Origin of the sequence: Pedococcus sp. KACC 23699 (assembly GCF_045348425.1) — a bacterium.
Classification (GTDB): Bacteria; Actinomycetota; Actinomycetes; order Actinomycetales; family Dermatophilaceae; genus Pedococcus.
This window is the reverse complement of sequence record NZ_CP157483.1, coordinates 1,629,761-1,644,199: the sequence shown is the minus strand read 5'-3', so window position 1 is coordinate 1,644,199 and position 14,439 is coordinate 1,629,761. Positions and strand designations below refer to the sequence as shown.

The window sequence follows — 14,439 nt, the reverse complement described above, 5'->3', positions numbered from 1 at the left end:
CGACCCCGCGTGGGGATGGCACAGTGCTGGGTATGCCGCCGACCGCACCTCTCGCTGCCACCGCCACCCTCGACGTCGCCGCCCTGCGCACGCACTTCCCAGCCCTGCAGGGTGGGGCGGCGCACTTCGACGGGCCCGGCGGGTCGCAGATCCCGAGCGTGGTGGCGCAGGCCGTCGCGGCGGCGATGACGGCGCCGATGTCGACCCGGGGCAGCGTGACGACGGCCGAGCAGAACTCCGATTCCCACGTCCTCGCCGCACGGTCGGCCCTGGCCGACCTGCTGGGGGCGCAGCCGGGCGGGGTGGTGTTCGGCCGCAGCATGACCGCGCTGACCTTCGACCTGTCGCGCACACTGGCCAAGGACTGGGGGCCGGGAGACGAGGTGGTCGTGAGCCGCCTCGACCACGACGCCAACATCCGGCCGTGGATCCTGGCGGCGGAGGCGGTCGGTGCGACGGTGCGCTGGGCCGAGTTCGACCCGGCCACGGGCGAGCTCGACCCGCAGGCGTTCGCCGACGTGCTGACCGACCGGACCCGGCTGGTGGCCGTCACCGGCGCGTCCAACCTCATCGGCACCCGACCCGACCTCCCCGCCATCGCCGGCCTGGCCCACGAGCGGGGTGCCCTGCTCTTCGTCGACGCGGTCCACCTCGCCGCCCACGCCACCGTCGACCTCCAGGCGCTCGGGGCTGACGTGGTCGCGTGCTCGCCGTACAAGTTCTTCGGCCCCCACTGCGGGGCGCTCGCAGCCGATCCGGCGTTCCTCGAGACGTTGCGCCCAGACAAGCTCGCGCCGTCGTCCGACGCGGTGCCCGAGCGGTTCGAGCTGGGGACGCTGCCCTACGAGCTGATGGCCGGCACCGCAGCAGCGATCGACTTCATGGCCGACCTCGTGCCCGCCGCAGACGCTGGGGCCAGCCGTCGCGAACGCCTCGTGCGGTCGATGGCCGCGGTCGAGGAGCACGAGCTCGCCCTGCGTGGTCGGATCGAGGCCGCGCTCGTCGAGCTGCCCGGCGCGACCTTGTACTCCCGTGCCGCCCACCGCACGCCGACCCTGCTCGTCTTGTTCTCTGGCCAGGACGGCTCCGGGCGCGACAGCGCCGAGATCTACCGGTTCCTCGCGGGGCGCGGGGTCAACGTCCCGGCGAGCAACTTCTACGCGCTCGAGGCGTCCCGCGCCCTGGGCCTGGGAGACGCAGGTGCGCTGCGGATCGGGTTGGCGTCGTACACCGACGACGACGACGTCGACCGGCTGCTCGACGGCCTGGAGGCGTACTTCGCGCAGGCCTGACCAGTGCCCGCCGAGAGTCGGGTTCAGGCAGTATGGGAGCCCTCCCGAACAGCATGGACCCGACTCTCGGCGAGGGGGCTCAGCTGTCGCGGTAGCGCTTCGCCGCGGCAGCGCGGTCTGCGAGGACCGAGGCGTCCACCGGCACCGGGCCCTTGGACCAGTCGGTCGGGTCGGCCGCGTAGACCACGCCGTAGGCCGCGGTGTCGCGCTGGGTGCGCCACCCCTCCGCCAGCGCGCCGAGGTCGAGGGTGTCGTAGCCGATCTCGTCGAGGAAGCGCGCCACGGTGGCCTTCGCCTCCGCGTCGTCTCCGGCGATCGCCAGGGCGCTGCGGTCCTCGGCACCCGACGGGCGGGCGAGGTCACGCAGGTGCTCGAAGTAGATGTTGTTGAAGGCCTTGACCACCGCGGACTGCGGCAGGTGCGTCTGGACCAGCTCGGACGTCGTGGTCGACTCGTCGTCGAGCTCGGCGACCTGGCCGTCGCGCTGCGGGTAGTAGTTGAGCGTGTCGATGACGACCTTGCCGGCGAGCTCGGCGACCGGGATGTCGCGGTAGTTCTTGAGCGGGATGGTCACGACGACCAGGTCCCCGGCCTGCGCCGCTTCTGCCGCCGTCGCAGCACGGGCGCCCGGACCGAGCTCGGTGACGAGTTCGGCGAGCGTCTCCGGCCCGCGGCTGTTGCTCATCACGACCTCGTGGCCGGCCGCGAGGGCCAGTCGTGCGACGGTGCTGCCGATGTTGCCACTGCCGATGAAACCCACTGTTGTCATGTCGGCCACAACCGCGGCGCCTCTTCGTTGATTCCTGCCTTTGGCATGCTGTGCGCCATGACCCCCGAGGCGAACGACCCAGCAGCTCACAAGCCCGCCGGGGAGCGGGAGGTGCTGGTGGAGTACCTCGACCACTTCCGCTCGGCCTTCGCGGCCAAGTGCGTCGACCTCACCCCCGAGCAGATGGCGACCCGCTCGGTCGAGCCGTCCACCCTGTCGCTGCTCGGGCTGCTGCGCCACCTCGCCAAGGTCGAGCACATCTGGTGGCGGATCACCATGGAGGGCAACGAGATCCCGCGCCTCTACGGGACCAGCGAGGTGGTGGACGCCGACTTCGACGGCGCGGTCGGGGATCCGGCCGTGGTCGCCGAGGCGTGGGAGTCTTGGCGTCGAGAGGTCGCCCACGGCGAGTCGTTCGTCGAGCAGGCGCCGTCCCTCGAGGTCATGAGCACCCACCTCACGCGCGACCGGATCTCCCTGCGGGAGCTGCTCGTCCACCTCATCGAGGAGTACGCCCAGCACTGCGGTCACGCCGACCTGATCCGCGAGCGGATCGACGGCCGTACCGGACTGTGAGCCCGCCGCGGCGCGGCATACGGCAGGGTGGGGTCCGTGAGTGAGGACCAGGAGCGCATCCGCGACGCCGTGCAGCGGTATGCCGCGGTGCACGACGACGTGCAGGCGGCCTCCGACGGCTTCGTCGCGATGGTCACCGCCTTGCTGGACGATGCCGGCATCAACTACGTGTCGGTGACCGGTCGGGCCAAGAGCGTCTCCTCGTTCGCGGGCAAGGCGGCCCGGACCGGGCCCGATGGCGCCCCGTTGTACGCGAACCCGTTCGAGGAGATCACCGACAAGGTCGGCGTGCGGGTCGTGACCTACCTGCGCGACGACGTCACTGCTGTGGCCGACCTGCTCTCCGACCAGCTGAGCGTCCTCGACGACCGCGACCTGGGACTGGAGACGGCCCGCGAGGGGCGCTTCGGGTATGCCAGCCGGCACCTGCTGGTGGCCATCGACCGCATCAAGGGTGCACCGGCGCAGTACGACTCCCTCAAGGGCTACAGCGCCTCGGTGCAGGTGCGCACGATCCTCCAGCACGCGTGGGCGGAGTTCGAGCACGACATCCGCTACAAGGGCACCATCCCCGAGGAGCACGTCAGCGACCTCGACCGCCGGTTCACGCTGGCGGCAGGTCTGCTCGAGCTCGCCGACCGGGAGTTCTCCGAGATCCGGCACCGGTTGCAGGCCACGATGGGCGGTGGGGGGCACGCCCTGCCCGCCGACGACAGCGACCCCCGCATCAGCGCCGCCGACCTCACGACGTTCCTCGCCGGCCAGTTCACCGACGCCGGCTGGTCGCGCACCGACCACTACGCCTGGATCTCCGGGCTGCTGCTCGAGCTCGGGATCACCTCGCTCGACGAGCTCGCGGGACTGCTCCAGTCGATCGACGCACCCGCCATCAACGCCCGGATGGGCTACCGCTACCCCGCCGGAGCGGTGCGCCGCCTCGATGACGCCCTGCTCGCGGTCTTCGGCACGCGCTACCTCGGGCTCCACGGCAACGCCCACCGCGAGGCCTCGCTGCGAGCGCGCCTGGAGAAGCTGCGCGCCTGACGGCTACAGATGGCCGATGACGCTGTCGGCGGCCGGGACTATCGTGCGGGGAATCCAGCCTCGGAGACGCCCTGGCAGGACCACCCGAAGGAGCTCCCATGGCCTCGAAGCTCAACCCCTACATCGGCTTCTCGGACAATGCGCGAGAGGCCATGGAGTTCTACAAGGACGTCTTCGGCGGCTCGCTGACGACGAGCACCTTCGGTGAGTTCGGCGCCCCCGAGGGCCCCGACACCAACAAGATCATGCACGCCCAGCTCGAGACCGAGTCCGGTTTCACGCTCATGGCGAGCGATGCCCCCGAGGGCATGGAGCGCTCGAGCGGCTCTGCGATCACCATCAGCCTCAGCGGTGACGACGACGAGGAGCTGCGTGGCTACTTCGACAAGCTCTCCGCCGGGGGCACGGTGACGATGCCGCTGGAGAAGCAGATGTGGGGCGACGAGTTCGGCATGGTGACCGACCGGTTCGGCACCGCGTGGATGGTCAACATCGCCGGCTCAGGCGAGGGCGAGGGCTCGGCAGGCTGAGGCAGGGTGGGAGAGCTACCTGGCGCCGCGTGGGGCCGGTGCCCGTTTCGCTCCGGTTAGGGTCGGGGTATGCAGTCGTGGGGGCGCTGGTGCAGCCGTGCCCTCGTCGTGGGCTCGTTGCTCCTCCTTGTCACGGTCGCCTGGCGGTACGGGTCCTACACCACCGTCTTCGGCGACACGCCCTGCGAGCGCGACTCCAGCCTGTGCGACGACGCGGCGAACGCAGTGGCGCAGCGCGAGCTGGGTCGCTGGTTCCTCGCCGCCTGCGCCCTGCTCGCCGCCGGACTGGTGGCCACGGCGGTGCGCCGCAGCATCCACCCGCGTCGCGGTGTGCCGGCGGGAAGCGAGAGGACCTCTCCCCCCAGAGTCGTCGTGGCAGCGGCGTTCGGCTGGGGAGTGCTGTCGTTCGTCCCGGTCCTGCTGACGATCGTCTTCTGGTTCTTCGGCGGGACCGCCATCTACCTCACGGTGGGTATCTCGTGGTGCGTGCTCCTCGCGTTCCTGCTCGACCGGTCGCACCGTCGACGCGTGCCCGCAGAGGGCGACCTGCCTGACCTGGGGTCGTTCCTCGTATCGGGCGCGGCTGCTGTCGTCGGCGTGGTCGGGGGGTGCTCCGCCGGCGTGGTGGCCGGCTCCGTGCTGCGACCCGGTTCGGAGTCGGCTGCCTTCGTCCTCGTGCCCCTGGTCATCGCCCTGGGAGCCGGCGTCGGGACGGCGCTGGTGGTGGCGTCCGAGCAGCTGCTCGCAGGACCGTGGACCCCGGTCGCGCCACCAGCCACCGCGTCGGCCGTCGTCGCCGTGGTCGTCCTGGTGGCCGGTGTCCTGCTCACGGTCGGCACACCCGTGGGGCGCGGCCTCGTGGCAGGCGTGCGCAACGACCTCTTTCCGGTAGCGAGCACGAGGGTGCAGGCGCGACCGCCGGTCCTTGCGGACCCCCGCCCGGACCTGTCCTCCACCGAGCCCCCCGACCCTGCGCCACCACCGACACCCGCCCCCGTCCGAGCCGATCGTCCCTGTGCCGCCTCGGACCTCGCCCTGACGGCCGAGGGCTGGGACTCGGCGATGGGCAGCACGGCGATGTCCGTCGTCGCGACCAACACGTCGTCGACCCCGTGCTGGGTCCGCGGCTACCCCCAGGTCCGGCTCGCCCAGGGCGGGACGGACCTCAACCTCTCCCTCACCCGCTCGCCCACCCACCGGTGGGGAAACGGCGACGTGGTCCCCGACCGTCGCATCGGACTGGCAGCCCACGGGGGCCGGGCGTCGTTCGACCTGTGGTGGAAGGGTTACCGGCAGGCCGCCGACCAGCAGACCCCGCAGTCGATGACGGTGAGCACCCCCGGGACCGGACCCATGGTGCTCGGTCTCTCGGCGCCATACCTGCTCGACGTCGTCGCGGACGCCGAGGTGACGGTCATGCGGTGGAAGGTGCCGTCCCTGGGTACCGGCTGAGGGCGCGCGCCGTCCGGTCCCGCACCGGGGGCAGGACGTGCCGGTCCTGCGGCGCGTGGTTACGGTGACTGGGTGAAGCGAGCCACCTCCGCCTTGTTCGTGCTCGTCCTCGGACTCCTGGCTGTTGCCCTGCCGACCTCCGGCGCCAGCGCTGCGGTCGGCTCGCGGCCCGCGGACCTGCCCCCCACGATCAGGGTCGGGACCGAGGGGGTCTACCCCCCGTTCAGCTACCACGGCGGCGCCGGCAGCGGCCTGACCGGCTACGACATCGACGTGATGAACGCGATCGGCAAGCACCTCGGGGTGAAGGTGGAGTACGTCGAGACGCCGTTCGACTCGATGTTCGCCGCGCTGGAGGCGGGACGGTTCGACGTCGTCGCCAACCAGATCACCTTCAACCCGGAGCGCAACGCCCGCTACGACCTCAGCGACCCGTACGTCGAGACGACCGGCGTCCTCGTCGTGCGCAAGGGCGAGACGCAGATCAAGACCCTCGCCGACCTCAAGGGCAAACGGGCCGCCGAGAACATCACGAGCAACTGGGCCCAGGTCGCCAAGGGGGCGGGCGCCACCGTCGTCGGCGTCGACGACATGTCCCTGGCCATCGACAACCTCGAGCAGGGCCGGGTCGACGCCCTCGTCAACGACAAGCTCGCGATCCGCAACTACCTCGCCACCAAGCCGGACGCCGGCGTCAAGGTGGTCGCCGAGACCAACGACGTCAGCAAGTCGGTGCTGGTGGCCAAGAAGGGTTCGGGCTACCTCCCCCAGCTCAACAAGGCCATCGCCGACCTCAAGGCCGACGGCACCCTGGACAAGATCTACGCCACGTACTTCGACGCCAAGCGGCCGGTGCCCACCACCGCCGAGATCATGAAGGCGAACGCGTGGCCGATGGCCAGGGCGGCGCTGACCAGGACCATCCCGCTCACCGCGATCAGCTTCACCCTCGGCATGGTGATCGCGCTGGCCGTGGGGCTGATGCGGATGTCCAAGCAGCCCGTCGTCGCCGGTGCGGCTCGGCTCTACATCTCGTTCATCCGCGGCACCCCTTTGCTGGTGCAGCTCTTCCTGATCTTCTACGCGCTACCGCAGCTCGGCGTGAAGATCGACCCGTTCCCGGCGGCCGTGATCGCCTTCAGCCTCAACGTCGGAGGGTATGCCGCGGAGATCGTCCGCTCGTCCGTCGAGAGCCTGCCCAAGGGACAGTGGGAGGCCGCCTCGACCGTGGGCATGGACTACGCCACCACCCTGCGGCGGATCATCCTGCCGCAGGCCGCCCGGACCGCGGTCCCCCCGTTGTCCAACACCCTGATCTCGCTGGTCAAGGACACCTCGCTCGCGGCGGTCATCCTCGTCATCGAGCTGTTCCGGCAGGCCCAGCTGGCTGCCGCGCCCAGCCTCGAGTTCCTGGCGTTGTACGGCATGGCGGCCGTCTACTACTGGGCGATCTGCCTCGTGCTGTCCTTCGCCCAGTCCCGCACCGAGACCCGACTGAACAGGTTCGTCGCCGCATGAGCACGCATTCCAGCCCCGAGTCCTCGCCGGCACCAGGTCCCGCGGCACCCGGTGGTCACCTCGTGGAGGTCGAGCACCTGCGGAAGTCCTTCGGTGAGCACGTCGTCATCGAGGACGTGTCGTTCACGGTCGACCCCGGCACCGTCACCTGCATCATCGGTCCGTCGGGGTCCGGCAAGACCACCCTGCTGCGGGCGCTCAACGCCCTCGAGGTCCCCGACAGCGGCGTGGTGCGCATCGGCGCCACCACGGTCGACTTCGCCGGCATCAACCCCGGGACCGGTGGTCGCCTGCCCAGGGCCCAGCGGACCGAGCTCATGACGTTGCGGCGCCACAGTGGCATGGTCTTCCAGGCCCACCACCTCTTCCCGCACAAGACGGCCCTGCAGAACGTCATCGAAGGACCGGTCGTCGTCCAGCACGAACCGCTGGCCGAGGCCACCGAACGCGCCCGCGTGCTGCTGGACAAGGTGGGCCTGGCCGACCACGCCGACAAGTTCCCGTTCCAGCTCTCCGGCGGCCAGCAGCAGCGGGTCGGCATCGCCCGGGCGCTGGCGATGCGGCCCGACCTCGTGCTCTTCGACGAACCCACGTCGGCCCTCGACCCCGAGCTGGTCGGTGACGTGCTCGGCGTGATGAAGTCCCTCGCGGCGGAGGGCTGGACGATGGTCGTGGTGACCCACGAGCTGCGGTTCGCCCAGCAGGTGGCCGACCAGGTGCTCTTCATCGACGGAGGCGTCATCGTCGAGCAGGGCCCTCCCCAGGACGTCATCGCCAACCCGCAGCACCCGCGGACCAAGACCTTCCTCACCCGCCTGCTCGAACCCATCTGAGCCGGTCAGGCGCGCAGGACCAGGCTGACGACGTCGACCAGGGCGATGGCGATCGAGGCGAGGAACGGGACCCGACCGCGACCACCCACGGCGACCGCGGCCAGGGCGACGCAGAGGCCACCGGCCACCGCCGCCGACAGGGGCACCGGACCGGGCGGACCCAGCACGGCGACGGCCGAACCGGCGAGCAGCACCAGCGGGGCGACCACCCGGACCGTGTGGGCGCCGAGTCGCTGGGGGAGCCCGTGCACGCCGGTCGCCTCGTCGTCCGCGAGGTCGGGCAGGGCGTTGAGGAGGTGGGCGCCGACGCCGAGGATCGCCCCGGTCACCATCATCCACACCGGTGGCCAGGCGCGGGTGGGCAACGCGAGGCTGACGACGGCCGGCAACGCTCCGAAGGCGACGGCATACGGGAGGGCGGACCAGGGCGTGCGCTTGAGGCCGAGGTTGTAGGCCCACCCCGAGGCCACGCCCAGCCCGAGGTGGACCAGCCCCGACCGCCAGCCGCAGGCGAGCGACAGGACCACGCAGACCACCAGGGAGAGAGCCGTGGCGACCCGGACGGTGCGTTCGGCCACGGCGCCGGTGGCGACGGGCTTGTCGGTGCGGCCGACGCGGCGGTCGCGGTCGGAGTCGATGAGGTCGTTGGACCAGCCGATGCCGAGCTGCCCACTGGCGACGGCTCCCACGACGAGGGCGCCAGAGCCCAGGGTGTGGCCGGCGGCGACGGCGAGCAGCGCGGTGAGGACGGTGACCGCGGCGGCGGGCGCGGGGTGCGCCGCAGCGAGCAGCGCAGCCACGCGACGTCCGCGGACGCCCCGACCGGCGCCGGGACCAGACGTGGGGGGTGCCTGCGCCCCGTCGGTGCCCTCACCCATACCCGCAGCGTAGGCGGCTGACGGACTCTGGCGGCGGGAGTGCGGCGCTTCCGGGCCGCCCCTGCCTAGGCTGTGGAGGTGAGCCACCTCCTCGCCGTCCGCGGCACCCTCCCCGGGAACCGTTACACCCAGCGCGAGGTCACCGAGGTCTTCGCCGAGGTGCTCGCTCCCCACAAGCCGAATCTCCCACTGCTGCAACGGGTCCACGGCAATGCCGGAGTCGACTTCCGGCACCTGGCGCTCCCGCTGGAGCGGTACCCCGAGCTCAAGGACTTCGGCGCCTCCAACGACGAGTTCGTCCGCGTGGCGGTCGAGCTCGGTGCCAAGGCGGTCGAGGAAGCGCTGGTCGCCGCGGGGCTCGGTGTCCGCGACGTGGACCTCGTGGTGTCCGCCACGATCACCGGGCTGGCTGTCCCGTCGGTCGAGGCGCGGATCGCCGCCCGCATCGGCCTGCGCGAGGACGTCAAGCGCGTGCCGCTCGTCGGGTTGGGGTGCGTCGCCGGCGCGGCCGGCGTCGCCCGCGTCCACGACTACCTGCTCGGCCACCCGGGCGAGGTCGCCGTGCTCGTGTCGACCGAGCTGTGCAGCCTCACCGTGCAGCGCGACGACACCTCGATGGCCAACCTCGTGGCCAGCGGACTCTTCGGGGACGGCGCCGCCGCCGTGGTCATGGTCGGGGCCGAGCACCCCCTCGCCTCAGGACCGCGTGCGCTCGCCACTCGCAGCCGGATGTATGCCGACACCGAGCGCGCCATGGGGTGGGACGTCGGCGCGAGCGGCCTGCGCATCGTCCTCGGCGTCGAGGTGCCCGGCCTGGTGCGCGACAACCTGCGCGCCGACGTGGACGGGTTCCTCGCCGACCACGGGCTGACGCGCGAGGACATCGCCTGGTGGGTCGCGCACCCCGGCGGTCCCAAGGTCCTCGAGGCGATGCAGGACGCGCTCGAGGTCGACCGGCACGCGCTGGGCATGACGTGGGACAGCCTCTCGCGCATCGGCAACCTGTCGTCGGCGTCGGTGCTGCACGTGCTCGCCGACACCCTGCGCGACCGGCCGCCGCCCCCCGGCACCCACGGGATGCTGATGGCTATGGGGCCGGGGTTCTGCCTCGAGATGGTCCTGCTCCGTGCCGCGGAGGCCTGACCGGTGTCGGTGAGCCTCTACGTCGCCCTCGTCCTCGCCGTGGGGGTCGAGCGCCTCGCCGAGCTCGTCGTCTCCAAGCGCAACGCAGCCTGGGCGTTCGCCCGCGGTGGGCGCGAGACCGGGTTCGGCCACTACCCCGTCATGGTGGTGCTGCACACCGCACTTCTCGTCGGAGCGGTGGTCGAGGTGCTCGTCGCCGACCGGCCGTTCCACCCGACCCTCGGGTGGTCGATGCTCGTGGTTGTCCTCGCCTGCCAGGCGCTGCGCTGGTGGTGCATCCGCACCCTCGGCCACCAGTGGAACACCCGCGTCATCGTGGTGCCCGGCGCCGGCCGGGTGACCGGCGGCCCGTACCGGTTCTTCTCCCACCCCAACTACGTCGCCGTCGTGGTGGAGGGGGTCGCGCTGCCCCTGGTGCACACCGCGTGGGTGACCGCGGTCGTCTTCACCGTGGCCAACGCGGCGCTGCTCACGGTGCGGCTGCGCGCCGAGGAGCGTGCGCTGGCGGGCCTCGACGAACGCGTGGACGCGCCATGACTTCCGGCGCCGGAGCCGATCTCCCCGTCGCCGAGACCGCGGCGACCGCAGGGGCGGCCGGGACGGGCGGTGCGGTCGACGTGGCGGTCGTCGGAGGGGGTCCGGTGGGGCTCGCCGCCGCCCTCGCCGCGGCCAGCCGAGGTCTGTCCGTCGTCGTCCTCGAGCCGCGTGACGGCCCCATCGACAAGGCCTGCGGCGAGGGGCTGATGCCTGGAGCAGTGGCAGCACTCGCGCGTCTCGGCGTCGACCCGGAAGGACTGCCGCTCAACGGGATCCGCTACCTGGGCGGTGGGACCAGCGCCCAGGCGGCCTTCCGTGACGGTGAGGGAAGGGGCGTGCGTCGCACCACGCTGCACGCCGCCCTCGCCGACGCGGTGACGTCGGCCGCGGTCGCGGTGCTGCCCCTGGCGGCCGCCGACCTGACCCAGGACGACCGGGGCGTCACGGTGCTGACCCACGAGCAGGGGCGACGCCCGGGACCGCCGGTGCGGGCGCGATACGTCCTCGCCGCCGACGGACTGCACTCCCCGGTGAGGCGGGTCCTGGGGCTGGACGTCCCCGCGCGCGGGGTGGCGCGGTACGGCTTGCGGCGCCACTACGCCACCGCCCCCTGGTCCGACCACGTCGAGGTGCACTGGGGTCCGACGGCCGAGGCCTACGTCACTCCGGTCGCGCCCGACCTCGTGGGGGTGGCGGTGCTGACGCGCAGCCGAGCTGGGTACGACGCCCTCCTCGAGCAGTTCCCTGACCTCCGTGAGCGGCTGGACGCCCCCGTGGGCCACGGCAGCGACCTGCGCGGTGCCGGGCCGCTGCGGCAGCGGTCTCGTCGCCGGGTCGCCGGTCGAGTGCTCCTCGTCGGCGACGCGAGTGGTTACGTCGACGCCCTCACCGGGGAGGGGATCGCCCTCGGGATCGCCCAGGGCGCCGAGGCGGTTGCGGCGATCGCGGACGGGAATCCGCAGGCATACGAACGGGGTTGGCGCCGCGCGAGCTGGCGCTACACCCTCCTCACGCAGGGACTCGTGCAGGCCACCCGGCCCGGCTGGTCCAGGAGGGCGATCGTGCCGGCCGCTGCCGCGCTGCGGCCGGTGTTCGCCGCTGCGGTGCACGAGCTGGGCAGGGTGCGGTGAGCTCCGGCCAGGCCCATGGATCCGGCGCAGCCGCGTCCATGCCGGAGGAGCTGGTCGTGCTGCTCGACGACGCCGGCAACGCGATCGGCACGGCGCCCAAGGCGACCGTGCACACCGCCGACACACCGCTGCACCTCGCCTTCTCCGCCTACGTCTTCGGCAGCGACGGCCACCTGCTCCTCACCCGCCGCGCGCTCGACAAGGCCACCTTCCCCGGCATCTGGACCAACTCGGTGTGCGGCCATCCCGCGCCCGGCGAGGACCTCGCCGACGCGGTCCGGCGTCGGGCCGAGCTTGAGCTCGGGGTGTCCGTGACCGGCGTACGGCTCGTCCTCCCCGGCTTCGGCTACCGGGCCCAGATGGGCGGCGTCGTCGAGCACGAGCTGTGCCCCGTGTATGTCGCGTGGCTCGCTCCCGGGGAGCGGTTGCGCCTCGATGCGAGCGAGGTGCACGAGGCCACCTGGGTGCCGTGGAGCGAGGTGTGCGAGGAGGTGCGGTTCGGTCTGCGCGTCGTGTCACCGTGGTGCGCCCAGCAGCTGCGGCTGCTCGAAGGTCTCGGACCCCAGCCCGGTCGCTGGCCCGCAGGGGACCCCGAGCTGCTGCCGCCCGCCGCTCGTTAGCGTGGGGGCCGTGACCACGGTTCCAGGCCCGACGAAGGCCCCCACGCGCGACGAGGACGTCCCCGCCTACTGGCGGTCGCTCGGCCTGCCCGGTCTGGCTGACATCCACGTGCACTTCATGCCAGAGCCGATGCTGCGCAAGGTCTGGGACTACTTCGACCACGCCGAGGATCACTACGGCACGCCGTGGCCGATCACATACAGGCAGGACGAGGGCGGGCGTCTTGAGATGCTCCGCACGTTGGGGCTCAAAGGGATCCCCGCGCTGAACTACGCGCACAAGCCCGGTATGGCGCGTTGGCTCAACGAGTGGGGCACGCAGTTCTCGGCACGGGTGCCGGACGCCGTCCACAGTGCGACCTTCTTCCCCGAGCCCGGTGCGGCCGACGTCGTGCTGTCGGCGCTCGCCTCCGGGGCGCGGCTGTTCAAGGTGCACGTACAGGTCGGACGGTTCAGCCCGCTCGACCCGTTGCTCGACGATGCCTGGGCGGTGCTCGCCGATGCGGGTGTGCCCGTGGTGCTGCACGCCGGATCCGCCCCACTGGCAGGGGAGTTCACCGGGCCGGCAGCCGTCACCGAGCTGCTGCACCGACACCCCGACCTCGTCCTGGTCATCGCGCACCTGGGCATGTCGGAGTACCACGCGTTCGCCGAGCTGGCCGAGTCCTACGACCGGGTGCACCTCGACACGACGATGGTCGGCACCGACTTCACCAACCGGTTCGCCCCGCTGCCCGAGGACTACCTGCCGAGGCTGGCGGCCCTGGGCGACAAGGTCGTGCTGGGTTCGGACTTCCCGCAGATCCCGTACGCCTACGCCCACCAGCTCGAGGCGTTGCACCGCCTGGGCTTCGGCGAGGCGTGGATGCGCAAGGTGCTGTGGCACAACGGCGCCCGCCTGATGGGGCTCACCGCCTGATGGGTCGCACCGCCTGACGGCCGCGCCCGTCGGCTCAGCGGTCCAGGGTGACGTCCCGGTGCCAGGACTCGGTGCGGTACTTCGTCTCCCACCCCATCGAGACGTAGAGGCCGTCGGCGCCGGTGGGGGAGTCGGCGTCCACCTCGAGGTTCACGCGGTTGCGGCCGCGCTCGGCGGCGTCACGGATCACGGTGTGCAGCAGGGCCTTGGCCACTCCCCGGCCGCGCGCCCGCCGGTGCACCCCGATGTAGTCGATGTAGCTGCCCTCGACCCCCGAGGCATCAGCTGACAGCACCGAGCCGACGATCGCGCCGCCCGGCAGCACGACCCCGTCGGTCTCGACCTCGGCGATCCACCAGTGGTCCCACCGGTGGCCGGGGTCCTCACGCAACCGCGCGACGAACTCCGGGAAGCTCTCCCGGTAGGAGTTGAAGTGGTCGGCGAACGACTCCTCGAGCATCTGGTGCACCGTCTGCAGGTCCCCGGCCACGGGCAGGCCGTTCTCGTGCGTGGCGACCCGCCGCACGACCACACCGGGCTTCGGTCCGGCGAGCACGCCGGGGCCGGCCTCTGCGTGCGCCACCGGCCGTGACATCTGCAGCCAGGTGCGCACCTTCGTGTATGCCGCGGCGGCCAGCCAGCGGGCTTGGTCCTCGTCGCCGACGTGTCGGCCGGAGTCGAGCTGCGTGCCGTCGAGCCCGCGTTGCCCGGCGATCTCGAGCGCGGTCGCCTCGGACCAGGCGAAGAGCACACCGGCGACGTCGTGGCGCTCCGGCACGGCCGAGTCGACGGTGAGGTCGACCACCGTCCGACCGGCGGCGCGGTCGTGGACGCGCACCCAAGCCCGTACCTCACCCCGGGCGTCGGCGACCAGCAGCTGGCGGCGGGTCCATGACGCGTGTCCGGTGACCTCGAGGCGGACGGTGGTCGCGTCGACCGAGCTCGAGCCACGGGTGGCCTCGTGGTGACGGGCGACGAGCCGCACCAGGGCGTCGACGTCCTGCGCGGTAGGGACCCGGGTCGACCAGTGGGCGGGGAGGTCAGCGAGCGGGTCGAGGGGGTTCACCGGTCCATCGTCCCAGAGCGACGACCGCGCGCGGTGAGTGCACCACCTACGCCACCGCCACGAATGGCGAGGTGGCACGTCTGGTGGCCGAATCGCACGGTCCGCCAACAGTTCTGGCGTGGCGCCAGTTGT

At 72.0% G+C, this 14,439-nt stretch carries 15 protein-coding genes; 12 read left to right on the top strand and 3 right to left on the bottom strand.

What is annotated here, in order from left to right; translation table 11 throughout:
• The first annotated feature begins 32 nt into the window (after nucleotides 1–32).
• Nucleotides 33–1,292, top strand: coding sequence for a cysteine desulfurase-like protein (locus ABEG17_RS07665; protein ID WP_406832689.1), 1,260 nt, complete (start codon nucleotides 33–35; stop codon nucleotides 1,290–1,292).
• 79 nt (nucleotides 1,293–1,371) lie between these two features.
• On the opposite strand, the gene ABEG17_RS07660 is transcribed toward ABEG17_RS07665, so the two are convergent.
• The gene (locus tag ABEG17_RS07660) at nucleotides 1,372–2,151 is read right to left on the bottom strand and encodes an NADPH-dependent F420 reductase (RefSeq protein WP_406832688.1); all 780 of its coding nucleotides are present in this window, start codon (nucleotides 2,149–2,151) and stop codon (nucleotides 1,372–1,374) included.
• On the opposite strand from ABEG17_RS07660, the gene ABEG17_RS07655 reads away from it, so the two are divergent.
• The 6 genes from ABEG17_RS07655 to ABEG17_RS07630 all read left to right on the top strand — a co-directional run bounded on the left by ABEG17_RS07655 (nucleotide 2,119) and on the right by ABEG17_RS07630 (nucleotide 8,014).
• Complete coding sequence (locus ABEG17_RS07655; RefSeq protein ID WP_406832687.1) at nucleotides 2,119–2,637, top strand: DUF664 domain-containing protein; 519 nt, start codon at nucleotides 2,119–2,121, stop codon at nucleotides 2,635–2,637. The genes ABEG17_RS07660 and ABEG17_RS07655 overlap by 33 nt on opposite strands.
• 36 nt (nucleotides 2,638–2,673) lie before the next feature.
• The gene (locus ABEG17_RS07650) at nucleotides 2,674–3,681 is read left to right on the top strand and encodes a GTP pyrophosphokinase family protein (protein WP_406832686.1); all 1,008 of its coding nucleotides are present in this window, start codon (nucleotides 2,674–2,676) and stop codon (nucleotides 3,679–3,681) included.
• A 98-nt stretch (nucleotides 3,682–3,779) separates the two neighbouring features.
• Nucleotides 3,780–4,211 (top strand): VOC family protein, encoded by a 432-nt coding sequence (locus ABEG17_RS07645; protein ID WP_406832685.1) that lies wholly within the window; start codon nucleotides 3,780–3,782, stop codon nucleotides 4,209–4,211.
• Nucleotides 4,212–4,280: 69 nt separating this feature from the next.
• Complete coding sequence (locus tag ABEG17_RS07640) at nucleotides 4,281–5,663, top strand: DUF4232 domain-containing protein (protein WP_406832684.1); 1,383 nt, start codon at nucleotides 4,281–4,283, stop codon at nucleotides 5,661–5,663.
• A gap of 72 nt (nucleotides 5,664–5,735) precedes the next feature.
• Nucleotides 5,736–7,181: an ABC transporter substrate-binding protein/permease gene (locus ABEG17_RS07635; RefSeq protein WP_406832683.1), complete on the top strand. Its 1,446-nt coding sequence runs from the start codon at nucleotides 5,736–5,738 to the stop codon at nucleotides 7,179–7,181.
• Nucleotides 7,178–8,014 (top strand): amino acid ABC transporter ATP-binding protein, encoded by an 837-nt coding sequence (locus ABEG17_RS07630; protein ID WP_406832682.1) that lies wholly within the window; start codon nucleotides 7,178–7,180, stop codon nucleotides 8,012–8,014. Before ABEG17_RS07635 ends, ABEG17_RS07630 begins: the two co-directional genes overlap by 4 nt.
• A 5-nt stretch (nucleotides 8,015–8,019) precedes the next feature.
• Here the strand turns inward: ABEG17_RS07630 and ABEG17_RS07625 are convergent, their stop codons facing one another.
• Nucleotides 8,020–8,892, bottom strand: a complete 873-nt coding sequence (locus ABEG17_RS07625; protein WP_406832680.1) for a UbiA family prenyltransferase — start codon at nucleotides 8,890–8,892, stop codon at nucleotides 8,020–8,022.
• A 78-nt stretch (nucleotides 8,893–8,970) separates the two neighbouring features.
• Between ABEG17_RS07625 and ABEG17_RS07620 the strand changes: the two genes are divergently transcribed.
• Genes ABEG17_RS07620 through ABEG17_RS07600 form a run of 5 tightly spaced genes read left to right on the top strand, consistent with a single transcriptional unit; the run spans nucleotide 8,971 to nucleotide 13,241 of the window.
• Complete coding sequence (locus tag ABEG17_RS07620; protein ID WP_406832679.1) at nucleotides 8,971–10,035, top strand: type III polyketide synthase; 1,065 nt, start codon at nucleotides 8,971–8,973, stop codon at nucleotides 10,033–10,035.
• A 3-nt stretch (nucleotides 10,036–10,038) separates the two neighbouring features.
• Complete coding sequence (locus ABEG17_RS07615; protein ID WP_406832678.1) at nucleotides 10,039–10,572, top strand: isoprenylcysteine carboxyl methyltransferase family protein; 534 nt, start codon at nucleotides 10,039–10,041, stop codon at nucleotides 10,570–10,572.
• The gene (locus ABEG17_RS07610) at nucleotides 10,569–11,702 is read left to right on the top strand and encodes an NAD(P)/FAD-dependent oxidoreductase (RefSeq protein WP_406832677.1); all 1,134 of its coding nucleotides are present in this window, start codon (nucleotides 10,569–10,571) and stop codon (nucleotides 11,700–11,702) included. The genes ABEG17_RS07615 and ABEG17_RS07610 overlap by 4 nt, the downstream gene beginning before the upstream one ends.
• Entirely contained in the window at nucleotides 11,699–12,322 is a 624-nt protein-coding gene (gene idi, locus ABEG17_RS07605) for an isopentenyl-diphosphate Delta-isomerase (protein ID WP_406832676.1), read from the top strand. Before ABEG17_RS07610 ends, idi begins: the two co-directional genes overlap by 4 nt.
• A 10-nt stretch (nucleotides 12,323–12,332) precedes the next feature.
• Nucleotides 12,333–13,241: an amidohydrolase family protein gene (locus ABEG17_RS07600; RefSeq protein WP_406832675.1), complete on the top strand. Its 909-nt coding sequence runs from the start codon at nucleotides 12,333–12,335 to the stop codon at nucleotides 13,239–13,241.
• Nucleotides 13,242–13,275: 34 nt separating this feature from the next.
• Here ABEG17_RS07600 and ABEG17_RS07595 read toward each other — a convergent pair whose 3' ends face one another.
• Complete coding sequence (locus tag ABEG17_RS07595) at nucleotides 13,276–14,307, bottom strand: GNAT family N-acetyltransferase (RefSeq protein WP_406832674.1); 1,032 nt, start codon at nucleotides 14,305–14,307, stop codon at nucleotides 13,276–13,278.
• Between the last annotated feature and the right edge of the window lie 132 nt (nucleotides 14,308–14,439).

What these genes read in the sequence shown, in the direction of transcription:
- ABEG17_RS07665 (WP_406832689.1), top strand. Translation starts at nt 33, where the DNA reads ATGCCGCCGACCGCACCTCTCGCTGCCACCGCCACCCTCGACGTCGCC.
- ABEG17_RS07655 (WP_406832687.1), top strand. Translation starts at nt 2,119, where the DNA reads ATGACCCCCGAGGCGAACGACCCAGCAGCTCACAAGCCCGCCGGGGAG.
- ABEG17_RS07645 (WP_406832685.1), top strand. Translation starts at nt 3,780, where the DNA reads ATGGCCTCGAAGCTCAACCCCTACATCGGCTTCTCGGACAATGCGCGA.
- ABEG17_RS07640 (WP_406832684.1), top strand. Translation starts at nt 4,281, where the DNA reads ATGCAGTCGTGGGGGCGCTGGTGCAGCCGTGCCCTCGTCGTGGGCTCG.
- ABEG17_RS07630 (WP_406832682.1), top strand. Translation starts at nt 7,178, where the DNA reads ATGAGCACGCATTCCAGCCCCGAGTCCTCGCCGGCACCAGGTCCCGCG.
- ABEG17_RS07625 (WP_406832680.1), bottom strand. Translation starts at nt 8,892, where the DNA reads ATGGGTGAGGGCACCGACGGGGCGCAGGCACCCCCCACGTCTGGTCCC.
- ABEG17_RS07610 (WP_406832677.1), top strand. Translation starts at nt 10,569, where the DNA reads ATGACTTCCGGCGCCGGAGCCGATCTCCCCGTCGCCGAGACCGCGGCG.